This window comes from Citrobacter sp. RHBSTW-00599, assembly GCF_013784065.1.
GTDB classification, from domain to species: Bacteria; Pseudomonadota; Gammaproteobacteria; order Enterobacterales; family Enterobacteriaceae; genus Citrobacter; species Citrobacter braakii.
In genome coordinates this window covers 2699597-2724200 of sequence record NZ_CP056717.1, presented here as the reverse complement: position 1 = coordinate 2724200, position 24604 = coordinate 2699597, and the positions used below count along the sequence as shown (strand labels likewise).

Below are 24604 nucleotides of genomic sequence, written 5' to 3'. Positions count from 1 at the left end.
TCTACAACAGGCGACAACAGGTTAACTGTAGGGTTATTACGGATTCACAAACGTCGATTTAACGCGTTGCGAGCGTTTGAAATAGGGCACCAGCAGTGCTGCAGCCAGCAATGGGAACAGCAGTTGGCGCACGGCAAAGGCGTCAGGAACCGGTGAAAACGCAAACGCTTTAATCGCCAGTAACACGGAGATCAGCAGCCATAGAATATAATGCTTAGGCACACAGGCTCTGCGTTTGAAAAACGCAATCGTCAGCCACAGCGTGTAATACCACATGGCAATCGCGGTAATAAAAGAGACGCCCCATAACAGCAAATTTGCCGTACTTTGCGCACCCAGCGTTTGGAAGGTTTGCGGTGTAGCCAGCGCAGTGACATAAAGTAATAACGCCAGCGAAGCGCTCAACAATGCGACTAACAGCCAGGCCAGTGGCCCAAGTAGCCAGCCCCCGATACGTTGTGCCGGTGTGGTAGTCATCTCTTCTCCAGGTTTACGCGCGCAATTAAACATGCCATTCATTTTGGGGCAATTATTATAAAGCTTTTAACGTTGAGCGCTACTTTCTTCTTTATTGCACGTAATGCCAGACTGATTTGGGTACCTGACCAACATCAAACAGACGACCTCCTGAGATAAGCTCCGCACGGCGATGGTCTGCAGCGCGATACATATTGATAATGTCGCTATCGTCGGTGAGCGTGTAGTTAAGATGGTCGAACAGTTTTTCCAGACTTTCGAGTGAACTGATTTTGCGGAATTTTAATAAGTAATCCTGAACAGTCATAAATGGAAATCCATATTAATAAAATAATACCAACGGAGTAGTAAATATAAATAATAAACAACATGCACAGGTAAAAGCGGATTGACGCGCAAATGTGAGAAGAGTGTTCATACCTGTGGAAAAGCAGGCGCTATGCGCACCTGCGGTAAGGGTAACGCGCTTCGCTACAGCAGGCAATATGCACCGGAGTGGGATGCGGCATTATTCTCTTTTTTTGACAAAATTCGATCTTTTGCAGCCAAACCCTGCCGTTACTCGATGTTAATTGCCGGGTTATAAGGGACTGCAGATGCTTATTTCTTCTGCACAGCAGCAACGGGCTCCGGTGGCTGGTAATTGTCAATATGATTGGCAACACCCAGCAGGATCACAGAGACGGTGAGAACAATCCAACCTGCTAATTCAATAAGACGATTCATTACTGATGACATTTGCTTTGATTTATCCATAAACACAGGCTGCAAATGTTACTAATCTCTCAATAATACAGCAAGATAATTGGGAACGATTTCTCCCTCTTTTTCGCTGCAAGTTAAGCATAAGTGGCATATGTTTGACTTAAGTTAATAAACAACCTTTGTAGCGCAATGGTTATTAAACTATTGAGACGTTGCAGGGTATGGTGTGAAATAGGTCAGTCCTGAATTGAGAGGCTATAACATGAGTGACAACATCCGCGTTGGGCTAATTGGCTATGGTTACGCCAGTAAAACCTTCCATGCCCCCCTGATTGTGGGCACACCGGGCCTCGAACTGGCTGCGGTTTCCAGTAGTGATGAAGCAAAAGTGAAGGCAGACTGGCCAACGGTGGCGGTTGTTGCTGAGCCTAAACACCTTTTTAACGATCCGAATATCGACCTGATTGTGATCCCCACGCCTAATGACACTCACTTCCCGTTAGCGAAGGCTGCACTGGAAGCGGGCAAACATGTGGTTGTTGATAAGCCTTTTACCGTGACACTGTCACAAGCACGCGAACTGGATGCGTTGGCGCGTAGCCTTGGCCGCGTGCTGTCCGTTTTCCATAACCGCCGCTGGGACAGTGATTTTCTGACGTTGAAAGCCCTGCTGGCGGATGGCGTTTTGGGAGAGGTGGCGTATTTCGAATCCCATTTCGATCGATTCCGCCCCCAGGTTCGTGACCGCTGGCGTGAACAGGGGGGGCCGGGAAGCGGCATCTGGTATGATTTAGCACCGCATCTTCTGGATCAGGCGATTAACCTGTTTGGTTTACCCGTCAGCATGACGGTAGACCTGGCTCAGCTCCGCCCAGGTGCGCAAGCGACGGATTACTTCCATGCCATCCTGACTTATCCGCAGCGTCGTGTGATTCTGCACGGCACCATGCTCGCTGCCGCTGAGTCGGCCCGTTATATCGTGCACGGTTCGCGTGGCAGCTATGTGAAGTATGGTCTTGACCCGCAGGAAGAGCGTCTGAAAAATGGCGAGCGACTGCCTCAGGAAGACTGGGGTTACGACATGCGCGATGGCGTGTTGACGCGAATAGAAGGCGAAGAGCAGGTTGAAGAGACCTGGCTGACTGTACCGGGTAATTACCCGGCGTACTATGCTGGCATTCGTGATGCGCTAAATGGTCACGGTGAAAACCCGGTACCGGCGAGACAAGCTATTCAAATCATGGAGCTGATTGAGCTGGGTCTTGAATCGGCGAAACATCGCTCGACGCTGTGCCTTGCCTGATTAGGCAAATGCCGGATGGTGATGCTCAGCATCTCATCCGGCACTTTAACCGTCACGCTGCGGTGACTTTCTCGCGCAGGGCACGTTTTTCTTCGTTACTCAGAAATGCCATTTCCAGGCCGTTGATTTGCGCCTGACGGATCTGTTCGCGCGTGAGTCCTGCTGCTGGCGCGGCAATGGTGTACTCGTGAATAATATCCACACCCTGTACCGCCGGATCGTCCGTATTCAAGCTGGCTAAAACGCCATGCTCAAGGAATGTTTTCAGCGGGTGGGTTGCCAGAGAGGCGACGGTGCTGGTCTGAATGTTCGATGTCAGGCAGGATTCGATGCCGATACGGTGTTCGGCGAGGTAATCCATCAACGCACGATCTTCAACGGCTTTTACGCCGTGACCAATACGTTCTGCGCCCAGCTCTTTAATAGCCTGCCAGATACTTTCTGGTCCCGCGGCTTCGCCCGCATGTACGGTAATACGCCAGCCGGCGTCGCGCGCCTGATTGAAATGCGACAGGAACAGACTGCCCGGGAAACCCAGTTCGTCACCCGCCAGATCCAGCGCCGTAATATGGTCACGGTGGGCTAACAGCGCATCCAGTTCCTGCAGGCAGGCAGCCTCGCCGAAGGTACGGCTCATAATGCCAATTAAGCGAGCTTCGACACCAAAGGTCTTGCAGCCCTCGCGTACGCCGGCAATGACGGCTTCAACCACGCCCGCAACCGGGAGCTGATGCGCCATCGCCATATATCCGGGTGAAAAACGTAATTCTACATAGTGCAGGCCGTTACGTGCTGCATCCTCAATATTCTCAAATGCCACGCGGCGACACGCATCCAGCGAGGCCAGTACCTTCACGCCCCAGTCGAGCTTGGATAAAAAGCTCACTAAATCCGGCTCAGTTGATGTGACTTGCACATGAGGGAGCAGCGTTTCCAGCGTTTGTGCCGGAAGCGTTAAATTGAACTGACGACCCAGTTCCAGGATCGTTTGGGCACGGATGTTACCATCAAGGTGGCGATGGACGTCGGTCAGGGGGAGGGAAGTATCAATCATGGTCGCACTCGTGTATTTAGGTAAAGTGCGTCGTATTATATGAAAAAATCGGGATAAAAAGCTATGTTGCGCAATGAATAATTTCATTGCGCAAACTTAATTAGCGTACAGAGCGGATGGCGTTAATCAGCCCCTGAACGCCTTTTTCAAGCTTGGATCTCGGGCATCCGGCATTGAGACGTACAAAACCGCGACCTTCTTCTCCGTAGGTGTATCCCGGCATGATAGCCACTTTCTGCTGGTGGATGAGAACATCCTGCAAGGCATGGTCATCAATATTGAGCGGACGCAGGTCAATCCATGCCAGATAGGTGGATTGCGGAATCTGCCAGTTGAGTTCGGGGAATGCGGCATTAAGCTCACGTGCAACGTAATGCAGATTGCTGGCAAGATAATCGCGCAGCGCATCAAGCCAGCTTGCACCCTGTTGATAAGCGGCAATATGTGCGCTAAGCGCCAGCACCGCAGGCGAGGAAAGACCATCGCGGCCTTTTAACGCGCTGAGGTAATCGTTGCGGCTTTGAGCATCTTCAATGAGTCCGTAAGCCCCGGTTAGTGCCGGAATATTAAAACTCTTTGAGCCGGAAGTGAGCAATGCCCAACTGTCGCGCGCGACGTTACTCCACGGGATGTGCGGCCGGTCTGACCATACCATATCCATATGAATCTCATCGGAGATGACTTTTACACCATGGCGCTGACACAGTTCTGCCATGGTTTCCAGCTCGTCGCGCGTCCACACTTTGCCCGTTGGGTTTTGTGGGCTGCAAAGCAGAAGAATTTTGCTTTCAGGTCGAGACAGGGCTTTCTCCAGCGCAACCATGTCGCAAAACCAGCCGTCGGCGCGTTTTTCTAGTCCGACTGCGCGTACCTGGCGCTGATTACCTTCAATCGCTTTGTAAAACGCATCGTACGCCGGAGTATGGATAACCACCGCATCGCCCACGGATGACCACTGGCGGATCAACTCCGACACCATATAGATGACCGAGGGGCCATATACCAGCGACTGAGGATCTATTTGAGTGTTATGCCGCGAAAGAAACCAGTGGCTTATCGCCGCCAGAAACTCATCGTTTTTCCAGCGGCTGTAACCCAGCACGCCATGTGACAGGCGCTGAGTCAGCGCCTCCAGAATGCAAGGTGCGGTGGCAAAATCCATATCGGAGATGGTGAATGGCAGCAGGTCGGCTGAACCAAAACGGTCGGCAACGTAATCCCACTGAGTACACCAGGTACCGTGCCTGTCCACAACCTTTGAAAAATCAAACATATTGTTGTCCTTAAGCCTGTACGGTGTTCATCAGAACCGCGATCTCGTCTTTCACTGACTGGACCTGCGGACCGATAACGACCTGAAGGTTATGCTGATTGAGTTGTACTACGCCAATGGCACGATTGTCCTTCAGAGCCTGTACGTTAACAAGCGACATATCTTTCACTGACAAGCGCAGACGGGTGATGCAATTATCAAGGCTGACAATGTTTTCCGCGCCGCCCAGCGCCGCCAGAATGGCAGGGACGTTGTAACCTGATTTACCAGGCGCTCCGGCCATTACTTTTTCGATATTGCTGGCAATTTCGACTTCACGGCCCGGCGTCTTCAAATTGAAACGCGTGATGGCGAAGCGGAAGATCACGTAGTACACCGCAAACCAGATAGCCGCGACAACAGGGACCAGGTACCACTTGGTGGACAATCCGTGCAGGATGCCGAACACCACGAAGTCAATCAGGTTACCGTCAGTGTTACCGATAGTGACGCCAAGCACTGCCATCACGGTGAAGCCAAGACCGGTTAGCAGGGCGTGGATTACATACAGAACCGGAGCGACGAACAGGAATAAGAACTCGAGTGGTTCAGTTGTACCGCCGATGACACAGGCAATCAGACCAGAAATTAATAACCCTTTAATTTTATGACGATTTTCAGGACGTGCGCAGTGGTACATGGCTAATGCTGCACCCGGTAAACCGCCGAGGAACGCCGGCATTTTACCCTGGGACAGGAAGCGTGTTGCGCTTTCAGAGAAACCTTGCGTTGTCGGGCAGCTCAGTTGAGCCTGGAAAATAGTCAGTGCGCCGCTCACGCTATGGCCGCAGACTTCCTGTGTGCCGCCAGCTTCGGTGAAGCGAATGAGTGCCACCAGAATATGGTGCAGGCCAAAAGGCAGCAACAGACGTTCACCGGTACCAAACAGCATAGGACCAAATTCCCCCGCGCTATTGATGATGTGACCGAGTCCGGTAATGCCCATGGCGAAAACCGGCCAAATCAGGGGAATGACCAGCCCGACCAATCCCATCACCACCGAGGAGATGATAGGCACAAAGCGCGTACCACCGAAAAACGCCAGCGCATCCGGCAGACGAATGTTGTGGAAGCGTTCATGCAGCATCCAGACAATGATCCCGGCAATAACGGCACCGAGGATCCCGGTGTCGATCGACTGGATCCCCAGAATGTTTTGCACGTTGTTGGCTTTCAGGATCGCCGCATCTGTGGTGGGTAAGATACCTTTGGCGGTTAACCAGAAATTGACGGCGAGGTTCATGACCGCATAACCGACAAAACCGGCAAACGCCGCAACGCCTTTGTTCTCGCGCGCCAGGCCCAGAGGAATGGCAATACAGAACATGACTGGCAGGAAGCTAAACGCAAATGAGCCAACTTTACTCATCCAGGTAAAGATGGCCTGAAGCACCGGATTCCCCAACGCCGGGATCAGCGTTAAGACATCATGGCTGCTCAACGAGCTGCCGATCCCCAACATGATCCCGCAAAATGAAAGCAGCGCTACAGGCAGCATAAAGGTTTTGCCCAACTGCTGGAAAAATTCCCATAACGTTATTTTTGGTGTGGTTCTCGCCGTCATCAAACGACTCCTTGTAAAGGCTAGCTGACTAATGATGGCGAGAAGATAAAACGTTTTACCTAATTTTAGTGCGGTATAAATCACATTATCGAACGATAATAGGGGGTATAAATATAAGTGATTGATAAAACGTTTTATCCGTCACGTTATCAGGGAGTTTTCTGTTTTTATGGCTATAGCCAAAAAAATAACCATCCATGATGTTGCGCTGGCTGCGGGGGTTTCGGTCAGCACCGTCTCATTGGTGCTCAGTGGAAAAGGGCGAATTTCATCAGCGACCGGGGAGCGGGTGAATGCTGCTATTGAGCAACTGGGGTTTGTGCGTAACCGCCAGGCATCAGCGCTGCGCGGCGGGCAGAGCGGAGTAGTTGGTTTGATTGTACGTGATCTTTCAACGCCGTTTTACGCCGAGCTGACGGCGGGTCTGACGGAAGCGTTGGAAGCGCAGGGGCGCATGGTCTTCTTACTGCACGGCGGTAAAGATGGGGAGCAGCTGGCGCAGCGTTTCGCGATGCTACTCAACCAAGGGGTGGATGGCGTGGTCATTGCCGGGGCCGCTGGCAGCAGTGATGCGCTGCAACAGTTGGCCGCTGATAAAGGGATCCCGGTGGTATTTGCATCACGCGCCAGCTACATGGATGACGCAGACACCGTCAGGCCCGATAACATGCAGGCTGCACAGTTACTGGTTGAACATCTTATCCGCCACGGACACCAGCGTATTGCCTGGCTGGGCGGGCAGAGTTCTTCATTGACTCGCGCAGAGCGCGTCGGCGGTTATTGTGCAACCTTACTAAAATATGGTTTACCGTTTCATAGCGACTGGGTGTTGGAGTGTTCATCCAGCCAGAAGCAGGCCGCAGAAGAGGTAACGGCGCTGTTACGCCGCAATCCCACGATCAGCGCGGTGGTGTGCTACAACGAAATAATCGCCATAGGCGCCTGGTTTGGCCTGATGAGAGCAGGACGTCAGAGTGGTGAAATTGGTGTCGATCGCTATTTCGAACAGCAAATATCGTTGGCCGGATTCGCTGATGTGGCGGAAAACGCGTTGGACGATATCCCGATTACCTGGGCCTGTTCGCCCGCGCGTGAAATGGGATACACCCTTGCTGAACGTATGCTACAACGCATTGCCCACGATGAAGGTCATTCACGCAATCTGACGCTTTCCGCTCGTCTGGTGGCGGCGAAATAAAAAAGCCCGATAAACACTGTTATCGGGCCTGTCACTGACGAGTGATTATTGTTGCGGGATGGCAGGGGTATCCGGCTGTGTAAGAGAAGGCATACCGAACATACCAACAAACTCATCCAGCGGCATTTTTTGTCCGTTCAGCGTCACCTGGCCGTTTGCGTATTGCAGGCTGGTGCCGATAACGTTGTCCTGCAAAGTCGTAATGCGGAACATCTGCCCCATCGCCGCCAGGCCATTAACCTGTTGCTTCGCCAGACCAGCCGCTTCTTCCTGCTGATATCCTTCCAGTTTGGCAATTTGCGTCATGAACTCAGTCGCCATATCGACAGGGATGGTCAGTTTCGCATCCAGCGATTTGACGGAACGATCCACTTCCTGGGCCAGCGTTTGCGGCTCCACCGTGTTTGCGGTCGGATCTTTTAGCAGCAGTGACAGATTAAATGTGGTTTCACCTTTTGCATTCTTCCAGCTCAGTGGAGCAATGGTGACAACCGGTTCGCCTTTCATCAGAATCGGTAGCGCATTAAAGAAGGCTTCGGTGACTTTCTGCTGATAAAGCTCAGGATTTTGGACCACATCAATCTGCGCCATCAGCGCTTTGGTTTGGGCGCTGTACTGCTGGCTGAACTTGTGCAGTGCTTCACCGTCAATCTGGCCAACTTTCAACGTCAGCTTACCGCTCCCCATATCCTGGCCCTGCAATTTAAGGCTGTTCAGGGTGTAATCCAACTGGCTGTTGACGGTTTTGCCATCGTTAATCAGATCGGATTTGCCATCGATACCCATGCCTTCCAGCACCGCCAACTCTTTGCCCTCAACTGAAATCGACAGTTTTTCGAGGGACAATTTCTGATCGCCGATGCGCTCACCAAAGCTTGCGATACTGCTGGAACCTTCAGTTTTCAGGTTATTGAAAGTAACTTGTACTTTCTGATCATACTCATTGACGGCATTAACCAGGCCACTTTGCGCCTCGCCAGTCAGCGACACCGCATTACCATCCTTATCAGCCGTAAACTGGAACTCCCCGCCGCTAAAGGCCACTTTTTCGTCGCCTTTCTCGTAGTTCAGCGGTTTGAGGGAGAGATCGGAACGGGTATCCCCACTGTAGCCAATACGGGAATTAATGATGAATGGCGTCTCACCTTTGGCAATATCAAACAGCGGTTTCGTCACGTCGTTATTGACCAGCGTCGTTTTCACGGAGGCCATTGCCGGAACAAGATTCAGTGATTTCAGCTGAGCCAGCGGGAAAGGACCGTGATCCACGGTTTCATTCAGGACGATGCTTTGTCCCGGTTTCAGCCAGGAATCTGCCTGCCCGGCAACAGGTTTCACCACCAACTGCAGTTGGCTATTGAACACGCCGCGCTGGTAGTTTTGATAACTCAGTTCAATGCCCGCCTCTGGGGAGTAGCGTTTTAACTGATCGTTTGCCTGCGTCACCATCTCGGCGAGATGCGTTTCGAGTTTCTTTCCTGTGTACCAGGCGCCGCCCGTCCAGACGATACCCAGTGCAACCACCACACCCGCAGCTACCAGCGATTTTTTCATTTTGATATCCATAAAATAAAACCAGGCGTTTGAAGACGCCTGGAGGAGTGACATGTCTTTAACTCACTACAGCTTAGCAAGAGTTGTTAAAAATATCAGTATCTTGCTACAGCTTGTTATAAACCCGAGCTAAACGGCCCGTGCCGCTGACGTTTACCGGCGATTCATTCGCGCTAATAAAGGCCGACTCACCCGGCTGCAGCACCAGACGCTGCTCGCCCTTGCTCAGCACGGCTTCACCTTCGATGCAGAACAAAATGGCCGCACTTTGCTGGTTGATATCTGCGCCATTGGCGGTCAGTTCATGCAAGGAGAACGCGAAATCGTCGACCGGAATGGGGAAGTCCAGTTCGCTGTCAGTCTTAACTGGCGTGGTCAGCAGTTGATTGGCTGGCTTGGCGACAAACTTAACGTTGGCGACCAGCTCCGGGATATCAATGTATTTTGGCGTCAGTCCGGCGCGCAGCACGTTGTCCGAGTTAGCCATTACCTCCAGCGCCACACCTTGCAGGTAGGCGTGTGGGGTTTCGGCAAATAAGAACATCGCTTCGCCAGGATTGAGTTTCACCACATTGAGCAGCAGCGGGGAGAAGAGCCCGCTGTCATTCGGATAGAAATCGGCGATCAGGCGAATGGTTTGCCACGGTTCACCCTGCTGGCTGTTCAGCGCCGATTTCAGGATCGCCAGCGCATGGGATTTCTCCTCATCCTGCATATTCAGCAAGCTGGCGAAAAGATAGCTCAGACGTTCCGCGCTCGGTTCCTGCAGGAAATGCGCAATAGCCGGATGCGCGGCGGAAACCGGTTGTAACAATGCGACAATGTCAGAGAACTCGCGGAATGCGTTCATCGCCAGGAACGGTGTCAAAGCAAAAACCAGTTCCGGTTTGTGGTTAGGATCTTTGTAATTGCGCTCGGCGGCATCCATCGGGATCCCCGCCGCGTTTTCTTTGGCAAATCCGATTTCAGAGTTGTGCTTGTTAGGATGAACCTGAATCGAAAGAGGTTGCGCGGCGCACAGCACTTTAAACAGGAAAGGCAGTTCACCAAAGCGTTTCGCAACGGCATCGCCTAACAGTGCGGATTTATCGTGTTCGATGACATCACGCAGAGCGACCGTCTGGCCGTTAGCGTCCAGAACCTGCGAACTGCTTTTCGGATGCGCGCCCATCCACAGCTCAGCCATCGGTTGCTGAGTGGGGTTGGCAATCCCATAAAGTTCCGTTAACGCAGTTTTACTTCCCCAGGCGTAGTTCTGCACTGAGTTGATGAGTTTTTGCATTCTCAAGCCCTGTTTCAATGTGGAATTTTCTACGGCTATTAAACCAAGAAACCCTGAGCGAAGTAACCTGCACATGTAAAAAGTCGTACTTGTCTCAGTTTTTGTTAAAAAATTGTGTAGGATATGGTGACTCGCTTTTAATACCCTGAGTAATTCCGGTTGCAGAAAGCCTTTCCTTCTACAACCCGACCTGCGGCAGGGAAGCAGGGCAATGGAACATCTGCCCAGAGAATAACCAGACCGAGCAGTAAGTGAGAGCACAATGTCAAACAAACCCTTTCATTATCAGCATCCTTTCCCCCTCAAAAAGGATGATACCGAATACTATCTGCTGACCAGCGACCATGTCTCCGTTGCCGAATTTGAAGGGCAGGAGATCGTTAAAGTCGCGCCGCAAGCCTTAACGCTGCTGGCTCGTCAGGCCTTCCATGATGCATCGTTTATGCTGCGTCCTGCGCATCAGCAGCAGGTGGCCGACATTCTGCGTGACCCGGAGGCCAGCGAAAACGACAAATATGTGGCCCTGCAATTCCTGCGGAATTCTGATATTGCGGCAAAAGGTATTTTGCCGACCTGTCAGGACACCGGCACCGCGATTATCGTGGGTAAAAAAGGTCAGCGCGTCTGGACCGGCGGCGGTGATGAAGCTGCGCTGGCGCGCGGTGTGTATAACACCTACATCGAAGATAACCTGCGCTATTCACAAAACGCCGCGCTGGATATGTATAAAGAGGTGAACACCGGTACCAACCTGCCGGCACAGATAGATTTGTATACCGTCGATGGCGATGAATACAAATTCCTGTGTATTGCCAAAGGCGGTGGTTCGGCGAACAAAACCTATCTGTACCAGGAGACCAAAGCGCTGCTCACGCCGGGCAAATTAAAAAATTACCTGGTTGAGAAAATGCGAACGCTGGGAACAGCGGCCTGTCCGCCGTATCACATTGCGTTTGTGATCGGTGGAACGTCAGCGGAAGCCACGCTGAAAACGGTGAAACTGGCGTCGGCTAAATATTACGATGAGCTGCCGACCGAAGGTAACGAACATGGTCAGGCTTTCCGCGATGTGGCGCTGGAAAAAGAGCTGCTGATTGAGGCACAGAATTTGGGGCTGGGCGCGCAGTTCGGCGGGAAGTATTTCGCTCATGATATCCGCGTGATCCGCCTGCCGCGTCACGGTGCGTCGTGTCCGGTTGGTATGGGCGTTTCTTGCTCAGCCGATCGAAATATCAAAGCTAAGATCAACCGTGAAGGTATCTGGATCGAAAAACTGGAGCATAATCCAGGCAAATATATACCAGAAGAGTTGCGCCAGGCGGGAGAAGGCGAAGCGGTACGCGTTGACCTCAATCGTCCGATGAAAGAGATCCTGGCTCAGCTGTCGCAGTACCCGGTTTCTACACGTCTGTCGCTTAACGGTACCATTATTGTTGGCCGTGATATTGCGCATGCGAAACTGAAAGAACGGCTGGATAACGGCGAAAGTTTGCCGCAGTATGTTAAAGATCATCCGATCTATTACGCTGGCCCGGCAAAAACGCCGGAAGGTTATGCCTCTGGTTCACTTGGACCAACCACGGCAGGGCGTATGGATTCGTATGTTGACCAGCTTCAGTCCGCAGGTGGCAGCATGATCATGCTGGCGAAAGGCAACCGCAGCCAGCAGGTGACCGATGCCTGTCATAAGCATGGCGGCTTCTACTTAGGCAGTATCGGCGGCCCGGCAGCGGTGCTGGCCCAGGGCAGTATCAAGAGTCTGGAGTGTGTGGAATACCCTGAACTGGGGATGGAAGCCATCTGGAAAATTGAAGTGGAAGATTTCCCGGCGTTTATCCTGGTGGATGACAAAGGCAACGATTTCTTCAAGCAGATTCAGACGTCGCAGTGCGCACGCTGCGTTAAGTAACGTCAGCCGCCCTTCGGGGCGGTTTTTTTTACCGCACGAACCACCAAACGACAGATTAATCCTCGTTAATACTCATAAGACCAATGCAAATGGGCAATGTCGAAACATAACCTAATCAATTGTTAATGTAAGGAGCAGGTAATGGTAACGGTACGCCGCGAGAATGATTCAATGGGGGCGATTGATGTTCCAGCCGATAAGCTTTGGGGCGCGCAAACCCAACGTTCGCTGGAGCATTTTCGTATCTCTACGGAGAAAATGCCGGTCTCGCTGATCCATGCGCTGGCGCTGACGAAACGCGCCGCAGCAAAGGTTAACCAGGATCTCGGGCTGCTGGCGGAGGATAAAGCCAGGGCTATTATGCAGGCCGCAGATGAGGTGTTGGCGGATAAACACCGCGATGAGTTTCCGCTGGCCATCTGGCAAACCGGGTCAGGTACGCAAAGCAATATGAACATGAACGAGGTGCTGGCAAACCGGGCCAGCGAGTTGCTGGGCGGCGTGCGGGGGATGGAACGGAAAGTTCACCCCAACGATGATGTTAATAAAAGCCAAAGCTCGAATGATGTGTTCCCGACCGCAATGCACGTTGCCGCGCTGCTGGCGCTGCGTAACTCACTGATCCTGCAGTTAAATGTGTTAACCAAAACGCTCAGTGATAAATCACACGCTTTCGCGGATATCGTCAAAATCGGTCGTACACATCTGCAAGATGCAACCCCGCTTACGCTTGGCCAGGAGATTTCCGGCTGGGTGGCAATGCTTGAACATAACCTCAGACACATTGAAAACAGCTTACCCCACGTGGCGGAACTGGCGCTGGGAGGAACCGCGGTAGGGACCGGACTGAACACGCATCCGGAATATGCCCGTCGGGTCGCGGATGAATTGCGGGACATTACCTGTGCGCCGTTCGTTACCGCACCGAATAAATTTGAAGCGCTAGCTACCTGCGATGCACTGGTTCATGCCCACGGCGCGCTAAAAGGGTTGGCGGCATCGCTGATGAAAATCGCCAACGATGTGCGCTGGCTGGCATCCGGTCCGCGTTGCGGGATTGGCGAAATTTCGATTCCAGAAAATGAACCGGGCAGCTCCATTATGCCGGGTAAGGTCAATCCTACCCAGTGTGAAGCGCTCACCATGCTTTGCTGTCAGGTAATGGGCAACGATGTCGCCATCAACATGGGCGGAGCGTCAGGTAATTTTGAGCTCAACGTTTACCGACCAATGGTCATCCACAATTTCCTGCAGTCGGTGCGTCTGCTGGCTGACGGTATGGAAAGCTTTAACGAGCACTGCGCGACAGGAATCGAGCCTAATCGTGAACGAATCGATCAACTGCTCAACGAGTCGCTAATGCTGGTGACCGCGCTCAATACCCATATCGGTTATGATAAAGCCGCTGAAATTGCCAAAAAGGCGCACAAAGAGGGGCTGACGTTAAAAGCCTCCGCCCTGGCGCTGGGGTATCTAACCGAAGCGGAGTTTGACAGCTGGGTACGCCCGGAACTGATGGTTGGCAGTATGCGGCCAGGCAGTTAATCCGCAACGTACAGGTGCAGCCGGGGAATAATCAATCTCAACGGCTGCGCCTGAGGTTTAAAACGATGCTGAACATTGTCGGCATCATAATTCAGTAACTCGCCGATATCTGGTACGGTCATGCCGTTTTCATTGTTGAGCAACGCGATCAAGGGCGTCGGGCAGGCATATTGCACCTGCTTTTGTTCTCCTTTGTACCAGACGCGGGCGATGGGCTGCACTTTTACCGGCCGTTTAATCTTCAGGCGCGCCTGCTGGCCCAGGGCGGCGACATCCTGATATTCCCGTTCAAGCTTCGCCTGCCACTCTTCCCGCGTCCAGGGATGTACGCTGCGCGGCGACGTCAGGCTTTTTTCCAGTTGCTGTAGTACTTCATCACGTTTCAGATTTTTAATAATGTGCTTGTTGGCCCAGCCAAATCGCAGGGTGGCAGGCTCTCTGACAAGGGTGAGCGTACGATAGGCATTCAGTGTAATCAGTCCCGGCAGATGGCGATGCACCCATTCGAAACGCGCTGCCGGTGCCAGCCCTGATTCCACCGTGACAATGCGCTCGAAGGTGGTTTTTAGCTGGTTAATACGCTGTATTTGCTCTTCCAGAGCGCGCTGAGCTGCGTTATCTACCTGATAACACAGTACGCCTGGCAGGCGGACGGCCGCTTTGCTGCTACGATTCTCGGACTGTTGCTGGATAAACAGATGACGATAGTGGCGTAGCGCCAGCGCTTCAGCCTCTTTACCTAAATGTTGCTTAACATCAATGTTCTGCAGTGGGGCATGCTCTGCCTCTTTGACTACTTCCGGTAACGAGAAGACGCGCGCAATCAGCAGCGTTTGCTGCAAAAGATTGTCGTTCAGAAGCGCCAGCTCTTGCTCCATCTGGCGGAAGGTGCCGTTCAGGCGGTCGACGAGATCGTAACGGGCCATAGATTTACCATTTTAGTTACAACATACTTTTTTATAGCACAACCTCCACCATTTGACCACCGAGCCGAATGGGTCAGGCAGCTGAAATTTCAGGAATGTTATGCCAGACGGGCCAACTGAAACAAAAGCGGGCGCCGCCGAGTTCACTTTCATCACAGACGACCGTACCGCCCATAGCCAATGCGATCGAGTGAACAATGGCTAGCCCAAGCCCGCAACCACCGGTCGCCCGGTCACGGCTGGGGTCAAGGCGTACAAACGGTTCAAAAACCTGTTCGCGCGCGTCTGGAGCAATTCCGGGACCGTCATCTTCCACAACCAGCGTCGCCTGATTGCCATTCAATAACAGGCTCGCTTGCACCGTAGACTGGCAATAGCGCAGGGCGTTATTCAGTAGATTATCCAGTACGCGCTCCATCAGGCGCATATCCAGCGCGCCGTAGTCGCCAATATTAAGATGGCGTAAGTGCACCGCACGCTCAGGGTTTACGCTTTGCACATCCTCCAGATGGGTTGTCAGCCAAACGGCCAGATCCGGTACGCTGAGCTTCAGTTCATTTTGCGGACGGTCCAGCCGGGCATAGGTCAGTAATTCTTCGATTAACCCTTCCAGTTGGCCAATATCGCGATTCAGCGCCTGGGATTCCTGCGCGGTGAGGTTATCACTCATTTCCAGCCGGTAACGTAAGCGTACCAGTGGGGTACGAAGCTCATGGGCAATGCCATCGATAAGTTGTTTCTTACTGGCGATTAGCGCATTGATATTGTCTGCCATCTGGTTAAACGCGATACCCAATCGCTCAAAGCTGGAACCGCTGTCAAAATGGAGGCGTTCGCCCAGATGTCCTTCCCCAAAACGCTGTGCAGCAGCTTCCAGTCGCAGCATTTCCTGCCAGTGCGGACGCATCCAGATAAGTACCGGAAAGGCCAGCGAGATGGCAATAAATGCCATCAACGCGATGTCCAGCAAGCGCATTTGATGAAGAAAATAGAGATAGGGAAGTGGGCCGACGGCCAGCACGTAATGGCTGCGTGGGATCCGTTGAATAAATGTGTACTGATCGTCAAGCGCCACGATATCGCCTTCGCGCAAACGTTGCATTGTTTGAACGTCCAGCGTGTACTTATTTAACGGTTCAACGCGCAGGTCAAAGGAGAGGTTCAAATCCATCTCCTTCAGCGTTTTACCCCAGTCACGTGGCGGGATCTCGCGAAGCTCGCTGCGCATCAGGTATAACGAGCTTTTCATTAAATCGTCGAGCGATTGTCTGCCTGCGCGCTCTGCGGTGAATTTATAGACCAGGCCGACCAGCAGGGTCATCACCAGAAAGCAGACAAACAGCAGGAGATAAAACTGTACAAACAGCTTCTTCATAAAAAATCACCGAATACATAATATAATGCTCACCGATACTCTCAAAATTGCTGTGATATAAAAATATGAATTTCAATCGCTGTTGTTATTTACTACTCATTTTCGCAGCGTTAGGCTGCATTTTCACCTCGCATCCCTTTGTTATATGGTTTTTGCTCGCCAACATACTGACGTTGGCAATGTACGGTGCGGATAAAATGGCAGCGCGCAGGGCCTGGCGCCGAGTACCAGAGTCCACTTTGCTGCTGTTTGGCGTTGTTGGCGGGTGGGGTGGCGCGATAGCCGCTCAACAACTCTTTCGCCATAAAACACAAAAACAGCCATTCAAAACCTACTTCATTATCAGTGTGATAGTTAATGTGTCTGTCATCGGAGCGGCCTATCATTTCTATCCCATTTCATCCTGGTGAACGTCAGTGACAGGCAGCCTGCTTACTTGAGACAGGAAACGTACTTTTCACCTGAGCGCTGCACGATGTCATCGGCATTTTTCGTTATGTCTTTCCCTTCAAACGCGCCATAGAGTTGCTTAAATTTCACCGTACTCAGGCGGTGGGTAATGTCGCTGACCGTTGCGGCTGGCAGTGGCAACATATTGGGGTAGCTCAACATAAAGGAGACGGCATGCGCCCCAGGGGTGACCTGAACGATATCGCCGGAAAGCACCACGCCTTCATCTCGCGCCCAGTGCAGAACGCAGCCGCCAGCAAAGTGTCCGCCGAGGCGTATCACACTGACGTCGCGTGTCAGTTCCAGGGTGTCGCCATCCCAAAATTTAATCCATGGGCTGTCGCGCATTACCCACTTGCGGTCGTTGGTATGGAGATAAATGGGAGCGTTAAATTCGTCAGCCCAGTCTTGCATGGTGGTGTAGTAATGAGGATGCGAAATCGCGATGGCCTTAAGCCCGCCCAGGGACGTTATTAGCATTTTTGTGGCGTCGTCGAGCGTGGCAATGCAGTCCCATAAAATATTGCCTTCCGGAGTACGCAGAATAAACGCCCGTTGATCAATTGCAAAACCAGGAACGGTGCGGATGCTGAGGAGGGCGCTGTCATGCTGCCGCCACTTATTTGTGTGCGAAGCACAAAGTGCGACAAAATCGACCCATTCCTGCCCGGTCGCGGGAACATACTGACGTTCGTCCTGGCAGATATCGCAATGTTCAGGAAGGGCGTCTGCCACCTCATAGGATGTTCCACAGGCTTTGCATAACGTGATCATCGTGTCTTCCTCTATTGAAAAAACACAGTCAGCATGGCACACCGATACGCAAGGGTGTGGTCTTTCGTGCTCTACACGATAAGCCAGGAATGGTGGGCGTGGGTCGTTGTGGCCCAACCAGCAGAAAGCAGGAATAATGTCTACACCGTCCCTGTCGAGAGTCATTTCCGGCGAAAAATGAGGATAATGTTTGGAAAATAGTCTGTTCAACACCTGGCTCAGCCGTTGGGGACTTACTCCTGATGGCCAACCGTTTGAGACGCACACATCACAGCTTTTGCCCGTGGTGACCAAAGATGGTCAGAAAGCCATACTCAAACTCACCGACGATGACAGTGAACGAAACGGCTGCGAACTAATGGTCTGGTGGAACGGGAATGGTGCTGCGAAAGTGCTTGCTCATGCAGCAGGGGCGATTCTGTTAGAACGTGCAACAGGGGCGGGGTCTTTAGCGGACATGTCCTGGTCTGGCAATGATGCGCAGGCCTGTCGCATTATTTGCCATGCAGCCAGTCGACTCCATCTCCCCCGGAATGCGTCAACGCCTGCGTTAACACCGCTACTTTATTGGTTTCGCGATCTGGCTCCTGCCGCGAAAAAGCATGGCGGCATCCTGACGCATTGTGCAGAGGTGGCAAACGTATTGCTCTCCTCTCCCCAGAATGAAGTCGTATTGCACGGTGACTTACACCACGGCAATATTCTTGATTTCGGAACGAAAGGATGGCTGGCTATCGATCCTAAAGGGCTGGTGGGCGAGCGTGGCTTTGATTACGCCAATATTTTTACTAATCCCGATCTTGCCGATCCCACCAAACCTGTCGCCATTGAGCCAGAAAGATTCGCACAACGGGTAAATATTGTGTCTGAAATCGCGAGGATTGAACGGCAACGTTTGCTGATGTGGATTATTGCCTGGTGTGGGTTGTCGTCTGCCTGGTTTCTGCAAGAAGGAGACTGCGCCACGATACCCCTGCGCATCGCAGAGTTAGCGAGCGCGGAACTCGCTTTTGGGGGTAATCAATTTTGATCTACGACACTGGGCTGGTAATTCTTTAGAGTTATCATTAGCCTGGTAAATGTTTTATTAATCAATCAGTGAACGGCGGTGTAGTGTGTTTTTTAGCGCAAATTTGACAGGCTGTGAGCAATGAACGCATTGTTTTTATTATTAAAAAAACGCCCGAACATTATTTTGTTGATGGTCTTACTCATCGGGGCAAACATCGTGGCGTGGCTGTGGGCTTACAGCGCGTTTAGCAACAACACGTCGTTACTGGCGCTTAGTTTGATCGCGTGGTGCTATGGTTTGCGCCATGCTGTTGATGCCGATCATATCGCCGCGATAGATAGCGCTACGCGTAAACTCATGCAGCAGAAAAAACGCGCCCTGACGACGGGAGCCTGGTTTTCTCTGGGGCATTCTACCATTGTGGTACTGGCAAGCATTGGCATTGCGTTGACCACCAGCGTGTTTAAGCAACACATGGCATGGTTTCAGAATGTCGGCGGTCTGATAGGTACCACGGTCTCTGCCGTATTTCTGCTGATTCTGGCTACCATTAATCTCGTTATATTCTGTCATGTCTGGAAGGCTTTTCGTCATCTAAAACGCACCGGTACTTACGATGGCACCACAGAGGAAATGACAGTTTCAGGCCCGCTGAACTGGCTTTTCCGCTCGGCGTTTCGGCTGGTAGGCAAAGACTGGCATATGTATTTTGTCGGCTTTTTGTTTGGCCTGGGTTTTGATACCGCTACTGAAATTTCTCTGCTCGGAATTTCTGCTTCAAGCGCGTCCAGTGGCATGTCGGTGTGGTCAATTCTCGTGTTCCCGGCGCTGTTTACCTGCGGCATGGCGCTGATTGACTGCCTTGACAGTATCCTGATGGTTGAGGCCTACGGATGGGCATTCAATAAGCCGCAGCGTAAGCTCTATTACAATATGACCATCACCGGGACCTCGGTAATTGTTGCGCTATTTATTGGCGGGCTGGAGGCGCTGGGGCTTCTCTCTGACGCATTTTCGCTTCAGGGGGGGTTGTGGGATACCGTCAGCGAGTTGAGTGACCATATGGGGAATGTCGGGTTTGCGATTATTGGCGTCTTTATCGGCTGCTGGATTATTTCTGCAGTAAATTACCGTTGGAAAAAATACGACGGGCTGACGTTTAGTTAACACAAAAGAAAGCCTTCCGTGAAAGGGAAGGCTCGGATCTTACTTGAGGGCTGACTAATTCGCGGTGATGATACACACCATCTTCATCACCCAAATCTGGGTGATATTATAAGTGACGGTGTAACGTATAATGGTCGGCCCGATGGGATTACATTTGAGGTTCATCGTCCCAGGCGTGCGGTGCGAACAGATAACCTTTGTTGCGCACCGTTTTGATTCGATAGGGTTCAGTCGCGTTATCGAGCAGTTTTTTGCGTAACCGGGAAATCGCGACATCAACGCTGCGATCCATGCCGTCATAACTTACGCCGCGCAGGTTCTTCAGCAGCGCATCGCGGTCCATAATTTGCCCGGCATGGGTTGCCAGCTCCCACAGTAATTCAAAATCTGCGGTGGAAAGAGAGACTTGCTCGCCGCCGAGCAGCACGGAACGATTTGTTGGGTCGATAGTGAGTGTGCCAAAGCGCAGCGTCGTGTGCGGCGTGATGGTTGCCGCCTGAATGCCTTTAGACTGGACTGAATGTTCATTCTGGCGCAGATGCAGACGCAGGCGAGCAAGCAGCACTGCTGGCGGCGTTGTCTTCAGAATATAGTCACAGGCACCCATTTCCAGCGCCAGGATATGGTTCATATCGCTGTCCAGCGAGGTGAGCAGGACAATTGGACCCTGCCAGCGTCCGCGCAAATCGCGGCAGATAGTCATCCCATCTTTGCCCGGCAGCATGATATCTAATAACACCAAATCGGGTTGAACTTGCAGGATTTTCTCCTCGGCCAAATCACCTCGAGGCTCAACGATAACCTCAATATCATGCCGGGCCAGATAGGCTGCAATCAGCGAGCCAACTTCGGGATCATCTTCAACAAATACGATGGTGTTCATATCATTCATTTTGAATATAAAACGCCAACATACACCGCCCCGGTTTTTCCTTCCATTAATCTTTTCTAAACAAGAACGCTTCCGTTATGCTAGAGGCTGATGTTATTGATGTGTTAAGGCAGGGTGATGGGACTCGTTATAAAAGCGGCGCTCGGTGCGCTGGTGGTGGTGTTAATTGGTGTGCTGGCGAAAACAAAGAACTACTATATTGCCGGATTAATTCCGTTGTTCCCGACCTTTGCGTTGATTGCCCACTATATCGTGGCCAGTGAACGTGGGATCGAAGCGTTGCGTACAACCATTGTCTTCAGCATGTGGTCGATTATTCCCTATTTTGTCTACCTCGTTTCGCTGTGGTATTTCACCGGATTTATGCGCTTACCCGTTGCGCTCGGCGGTTCAGTGGTGTGCTGGGGCCTGAGCGCATGGTTGCTTATTTTTTGTTGGATTAAATTGCACTAACGCAGATGACGCCCGCCATCAAGGGCAAAACTACGCCCGGTGACAAAACAGCTGGTCAACAGATAGTCAATTAAATCAATGACCTCTTTTTCACCCGGCGCTGTTTTCATCAGTGATTTGTTCAATGCCTGCTGACGATACTCTGCATCGTCACCCTCGTTAAACAGGATTAGCGAGGGGGCGATGGCGTTCACTTTTACTTCCGGTGCCAGTTTGCGCGCGAACGAGCGGGTCATGTTGTCCAGCGCCGCTTTGCTGGCTGCATAAGCGATGTGCTTATCGCTGCCACGCTCCACTACATAATCCGTAAAATGGATAATATCGCTGGCCGCGTGTCCATGCCCGCGCAGCAATCCTTCCAGCGCGTGGTTGAGCAGGTAGGGGGTATTGACGTGAATCTGCATCATGGCTGACAGCACTTCGGGTAACGGCGCACTGGGCTTTTCTGCAAGCCAGGCACTGGCATTATGCACAATACCGCGCAGGCCATCCGTCTGTGCTTTGACCTCATCCGCAAAGGCCAGTACGCCCTCATCGGTGGAAAAATCAGCCTGGATACACAGCGCGCCCGCATCTCGCAGGCCATCAATAGCCGGATAATGCGTGCGGTAGCTAACGATAACTGGCTGTTTTTGATTAATAAAGTGCCATGCGACGGCGAGGCCGATACGTCGACCTCCTCCGGTGATAAGAATTGGCAAAGGGGGTTTTTTACCCATCGTAATCTCCATGTGTCGCGAACGATGGGGACAATGTTACCCCATCAACATCCAGGTCGCCGGAACAGCAGCAACAAGCAGCAGGCCGATCAGCGCCATTTCCTGGCGTTTTAATACGTTTTCATGCGCGTGTGTTTTACGGGCATAAAGGAAAACCAGCAGCCCTGGCGCATACAGCACCACAGACAGCAGCAGGTGCATCGGACCTGACGCATACAATAACCATATGCCATAAATACTCGCTCCGATACCGACAGCCTTATGAATTGGACGAGTGGCAATTTTCAGCAGAAATGCGCCGACCAGTAAATAGGGCACCAGAATCATTTCTGAGGCGATGGTTAATAACGTATTGTAGTCGGAACCTGTGAGCCAGATCAGCACCAGGCAAATCTGTACGCAGATATTAGTCAGCCACAGCGACGCCGATGGCGCGCCTTGCGCGTTCTGCCGCGCAAAAATGCGTGGAAACGCTTTGTGCGTGGAGGCGAGGAACGGCACTTCCGCCGCCATAATCGTCCAGCTTAAATAAGCACCGCACACGGAGACAATCAGACCTGCGGCAATAATAATTTCACCCCATGGCCCCATCATTTTCACCATCAGACCGGCCATTGACGGGTTGCGGATCTCCGCCAGTTCGGGACGCGCGACAACGCCCAGAGACAGCAGGGTGACAAGCAGATAAACGCCCAGCGCGGCGAGTACCGCCAGCAGCGTAGCGCGTCCGACATCGCGTTTGTTTCTGGCACGAGCTGAAACCACCACCGCGCCTTCCACACCGATGAAAACCCACAGGGTGATGAGCATGGTGTTTTTTACCTGCTCCCAGACGGGAACGCCCAACGCTACGCCGGTAAAATCGAGGGTAAAGGTGTCGAGCTTAAACAGCATAAACGCCAGCACGATAAACAGACCAAGCGGCAGTAATTTCGCCAGCGTCGCCACCAGGTTAATACTGGCTGCCGTTTGCACACCACGCAGCACCAGAAAATGGACCACCCACAACAGCACCGATGCGCCAACAATCGACTGCCAGGTATTACCGTCGCCAAACAGACGTAACTCCGGCGTGTCGGTAAAGAAGCTGAGCGCAGAGAAAACAATCACCAGATACGAAACGTTAGCGATAACAGCACACAGCCAATATCCCCACGCGGAGCAGAAGCCAATCAGCTCACCGAAACCTTCACGTGCATAGGTAAATATGCCGCCATCCAGTTCAGGACGGATACGCGTCAGAATCAGCATGGCAAAGGCGAGCAAAAGGATACCCGCACCGGTAATCGCCCAACCAATCAGTAATGCAGCCGGGCTTGCTACCGCCGCCATATTTTGTGGCAGGCTGAAAACACCAGCGCCGAGCATTGAGCTTAAAACCAGCGCGGTGAGTGCGCTCAGACCCAATTTCTTTTCCATTTGTATCCAGTGACAAAAACGAGAGTGAGAGAATAATTATTTTGGCAAACCGCATAAAAATGGTGAAAGCCACTAAGGCGCGGGATTTTACGGAGAGAAGAGAACGCATGCAATGGGGATAGAGAGATTTGTGACTAATAGTGTGAAAAGTAGTCTTAATACTGCTGTTTTTGTTTCGCCCGAGGGGAGGATGGCGGGAAATTATCAGGTCTACAAGGCTGTAGACCTGATAAGGTACTGAGTATTACTTATACAGGTCAGCGCTGATGGTCATGTTATTACCACGTTCAGACCACTGCCGGGTGATGTGATAATACTTAGCGCCTTTCTTCGCTGCGCGTTTGGCAACCTGGTAAGAGATTTCAGTCATGTTGCCATAGTTACCGGTGAACTTGATGCTGTCGAACGGCACCATCATAGCGGCGGTTGCTTTGTTCAGTTCTTCAACTTTGGTTCCATCCGGTAGCGTGACAGTGTAACGCCCACCTTTGGTGGATTGCGTCTCGAAGAAACGACCGACTTCAGCGCTCGGAGACGCGGTAGTCGCAACGCCTGGGATCTCAACTTTCTTCGCGGCTTCGCCACCGGCGGCTAATGCGGCACGTCCGGCATCTGAATCTGCTGGGATCGCATCAGGGCTTTGTACTACGCGTTTTTTCGCATCAGCTTTATAGATGAATGCGGTAATACGCTGGTTGCCGCCCTGGTTGGCATCGACCTGGCGCACGATGTAGAAGGAGTAAGCGCCTTTCTCTTTCGCTGCTTTGGTGATGGCATCGTTCACTTCAGGCTGGCTGCGGTAGAAGCCCTGCACCGTAACGGTATCGAATGGTTCTATCAGAACGGCCTGATCTTTCGGTAATTCCATCACGCCGTTAATGACACGGTTTTTGGACGCTTCCGCTTTTTCAGCATCGGCTTTATAGATGTCGGCTACAACGCGCCAGTTACCGCCGCTGCCAAAATCTGAGGTATCAACAACATAAAAGGAGGCTGCACCGTCTTTATCTGCACGGCGTGATACTGCGGTCACCGCGTCACCGATAGCATTAAAACGACCGGTAACCACAATGCGGTCATAGGGTTTCAGGGCAGCCGCTTGCTCCGGCGTCAATTCTGTCGCTGCATTTACAGAAAAAGCAGTCGCAGAAATAAGTGCGGACGCCAGGAGAGTGTTCTTAAGCTTCATAAAAATAATCCTTCGCCTTGCGCAAACCAGGTACTGGTATTGTTATTGACTAGAAACGTCGCTGATTATTGCATTTAAATTGTGTCAGTGTCTGCGTCAATTTTCACTCATCGTGCCACGTGACGTAACAACACAGATAACATTTTGTGATATGTCGAAAATTTCGGCGTTTGGCGACCAAAACTGATAAAGCAGTTGAATTTCATAAGTTAATTTAATGTTAATCAATTGTTTTTGGCAGGCACGTAATCATGTTTTGCCGCTTCGCTTGAGCGAATTATCGGCCTTTGTGGGCTATTTTTAGGGTATTTTATCTGCCAGCGGT

23 protein-coding genes are annotated in these 24604 nt (G+C 51.9%); 8 read left to right on the top strand and 15 right to left on the bottom strand.

What is annotated here, in order from left to right; genetic code table 11:
• Positions 1–36 precede the first annotated feature (36 nt).
• The 3 genes from HV243_RS13275 to blr all read right to left on the bottom strand — a co-directional run bounded on the left by HV243_RS13275 (position 37) and on the right by blr (position 1203).
• Complete coding sequence (locus tag HV243_RS13275; protein ID WP_016153009.1) at positions 37–477, bottom strand: DUF2569 domain-containing protein; 441 nt, start codon at positions 475–477, stop codon at positions 37–39.
• A 91-nt stretch (positions 478–568) separates the two neighbouring features.
• Complete coding sequence (gene ydgT / locus HV243_RS13270; RefSeq protein WP_003832804.1) at positions 569–784, bottom strand: transcription modulator YdgT; 216 nt, start codon at positions 782–784, stop codon at positions 569–571.
• Between the two features lie 293 nt (positions 785–1077).
• On the bottom strand, positions 1078–1203 hold the full coding sequence (blr, locus tag HV243_RS13265; protein ID WP_019076739.1) for a division septum protein Blr: 126 nt from the start codon (positions 1201–1203) through the stop codon (positions 1078–1080).
• Positions 1204–1444: 241 nt separating this feature from the next.
• Here blr and HV243_RS13260 point away from each other — a divergent pair, with 241 nt between their 5' ends.
• A complete protein-coding gene (locus tag HV243_RS13260) occupies positions 1445–2485 on the top strand; it encodes an oxidoreductase (protein WP_016153010.1) in 1041 nt (346 codons plus the stop codon).
• A 52-nt stretch (positions 2486–2537) separates the two neighbouring features.
• On the opposite strand, the gene add is transcribed toward HV243_RS13260, so the two are convergent.
• The 3 genes from add to malX form a co-directional block, all read right to left on the bottom strand.
• The gene (add, locus tag HV243_RS13255) at positions 2538–3539 is read right to left on the bottom strand and encodes an adenosine deaminase (protein ID WP_053389103.1); all 1002 of its coding nucleotides are present in this window, start codon (positions 3537–3539) and stop codon (positions 2538–2540) included.
• 100 nt (positions 3540–3639) lie between these two features.
• Positions 3640–4812 carry a MalY/PatB family protein gene (locus tag HV243_RS13250; RefSeq protein WP_053389102.1) on the bottom strand — a complete coding sequence of 391 codons (1173 nt, stop codon included), beginning with the start codon at positions 4810–4812 and terminating at the stop codon, positions 3640–3642.
• Between the two features lie 10 nt (positions 4813–4822).
• Positions 4823–6415 (bottom strand): maltose/glucose-specific PTS transporter subunit IIBC, encoded by a 1593-nt coding sequence (malX, locus tag HV243_RS13245; protein WP_016153013.1) that lies wholly within the window; start codon positions 6413–6415, stop codon positions 4823–4825.
• A 169-nt stretch (positions 6416–6584) separates the two neighbouring features.
• Between malX and HV243_RS13240 the strand changes: the two genes are divergently transcribed.
• Positions 6585–7613, top strand: a complete 1029-nt coding sequence (locus HV243_RS13240; RefSeq protein ID WP_016153014.1) for a Mal regulon transcriptional regulator MalI — start codon at positions 6585–6587, stop codon at positions 7611–7613.
• Positions 7614–7658: 45 nt separating this feature from the next.
• Here the strand turns inward: HV243_RS13240 and HV243_RS13235 are convergent, their stop codons facing one another.
• A complete protein-coding gene (locus tag HV243_RS13235) occupies positions 7659–9167 on the bottom strand; it encodes a YdgA family protein (RefSeq protein WP_053389114.1) in 1509 nt (502 codons plus the stop codon).
• A gap of 106 nt (positions 9168–9273) precedes the next feature.
• Positions 9274–10449, bottom strand: a complete 1176-nt coding sequence (gene manA / locus HV243_RS13230) for a mannose-6-phosphate isomerase (protein ID WP_049268629.1) — start codon at positions 10447–10449, stop codon at positions 9274–9276.
• A gap of 262 nt (positions 10450–10711) precedes the next feature.
• On the opposite strand from manA, the gene fumB reads away from it, so the two are divergent.
• Together fumB and fumC are read left to right on the top strand one after the other, a co-directional pair.
• On the top strand, positions 10712–12358 hold the full coding sequence (gene fumB / locus HV243_RS13225) for a class I fumarate hydratase (RefSeq protein ID WP_053389101.1): 1647 nt from the start codon (positions 10712–10714) through the stop codon (positions 12356–12358).
• Positions 12359–12499: 141 nt separating this feature from the next.
• Positions 12500–13903 carry a class II fumarate hydratase gene (gene fumC / locus HV243_RS13220; RefSeq protein WP_053389100.1) on the top strand — a complete coding sequence of 468 codons (1404 nt, stop codon included), beginning with the start codon at positions 12500–12502 and terminating at the stop codon, positions 13901–13903.
• Here the strand turns inward: fumC and tus are convergent.
• Together tus and rstB are read right to left on the bottom strand one after the other, a co-directional pair.
• Positions 13900–14829, bottom strand: a complete 930-nt coding sequence (tus, locus tag HV243_RS13215; RefSeq protein WP_053389099.1) for a DNA replication terminus site-binding protein — start codon at positions 14827–14829, stop codon at positions 13900–13902. The genes fumC and tus overlap by 4 nt on opposite strands.
• A gap of 73 nt (positions 14830–14902) precedes the next feature.
• Positions 14903–16204, bottom strand: coding sequence for a two-component system sensor histidine kinase RstB (rstB, locus tag HV243_RS13210; protein WP_047417574.1), 1302 nt, complete (start codon positions 16202–16204; stop codon positions 14903–14905).
• Positions 16205–16269: 65 nt separating this feature from the next.
• Here rstB and HV243_RS13205 point away from each other — a divergent pair, with 65 nt between their 5' ends.
• Positions 16270–16614, top strand: coding sequence for a DUF1294 domain-containing protein (locus tag HV243_RS13205; RefSeq protein ID WP_049041453.1), 345 nt, complete (start codon positions 16270–16272; stop codon positions 16612–16614).
• A 22-nt stretch (positions 16615–16636) separates the two neighbouring features.
• On the opposite strand, the gene HV243_RS13200 is transcribed toward HV243_RS13205, so the two are convergent.
• Positions 16637–17428 carry a hypothetical protein gene (locus HV243_RS13200; RefSeq protein WP_053389097.1) on the bottom strand — a complete coding sequence of 264 codons (792 nt, stop codon included), beginning with the start codon at positions 17426–17428 and terminating at the stop codon, positions 16637–16639.
• Between the two features lie 190 nt (positions 17429–17618).
• Between HV243_RS13200 and HV243_RS13195 the strand changes: the two genes are divergently transcribed.
• Positions 17619–18458 (top strand): aminoglycoside phosphotransferase family protein, encoded by an 840-nt coding sequence (locus tag HV243_RS13195; RefSeq protein WP_131350716.1) that lies wholly within the window; start codon positions 17619–17621, stop codon positions 18456–18458.
• A gap of 120 nt (positions 18459–18578) precedes the next feature.
• Complete coding sequence (locus HV243_RS13190) at positions 18579–19607, top strand: HoxN/HupN/NixA family nickel/cobalt transporter (protein WP_053389095.1); 1029 nt, start codon at positions 18579–18581, stop codon at positions 19605–19607.
• A 148-nt stretch (positions 19608–19755) separates the two neighbouring features.
• Here HV243_RS13190 and rstA read toward each other — a convergent pair whose 3' ends face one another.
• Complete coding sequence (gene rstA, locus HV243_RS13185) at positions 19756–20499, bottom strand: two-component system response regulator RstA (RefSeq protein ID WP_016153025.1); 744 nt, start codon at positions 20497–20499, stop codon at positions 19756–19758.
• Positions 20500–20616: 117 nt separating this feature from the next.
• Here rstA and HV243_RS13180 point away from each other — a divergent pair, with 117 nt between their 5' ends.
• Positions 20617–20952: a GlpM family protein gene (locus tag HV243_RS13180; protein WP_016153026.1), complete on the top strand. Its 336-nt coding sequence runs from the start codon at positions 20617–20619 to the stop codon at positions 20950–20952.
• Here the strand turns inward: HV243_RS13180 and folM are convergent.
• From folM to ydgH, 3 genes are all read right to left on the bottom strand, one after another.
• Positions 20949–21671 carry a dihydromonapterin reductase gene (gene folM, locus HV243_RS13175; RefSeq protein WP_053389094.1) on the bottom strand — a complete coding sequence of 241 codons (723 nt, stop codon included), beginning with the start codon at positions 21669–21671 and terminating at the stop codon, positions 20949–20951. The two genes, HV243_RS13180 and folM, sit on opposite strands and share 4 nt — an antisense overlap.
• A 36-nt stretch (positions 21672–21707) precedes the next feature.
• Positions 21708–23090 (bottom strand): amino acid permease, encoded by a 1383-nt coding sequence (locus tag HV243_RS13170; RefSeq protein WP_016153028.1) that lies wholly within the window; start codon positions 23088–23090, stop codon positions 21708–21710.
• A 244-nt stretch (positions 23091–23334) separates the two neighbouring features.
• Complete coding sequence (gene ydgH / locus HV243_RS13165; RefSeq protein ID WP_016156455.1) at positions 23335–24279, bottom strand: DUF1471 family protein YdgH; 945 nt, start codon at positions 24277–24279, stop codon at positions 23335–23337.
• Positions 24280–24604: the final 325 nt, after the last annotated feature.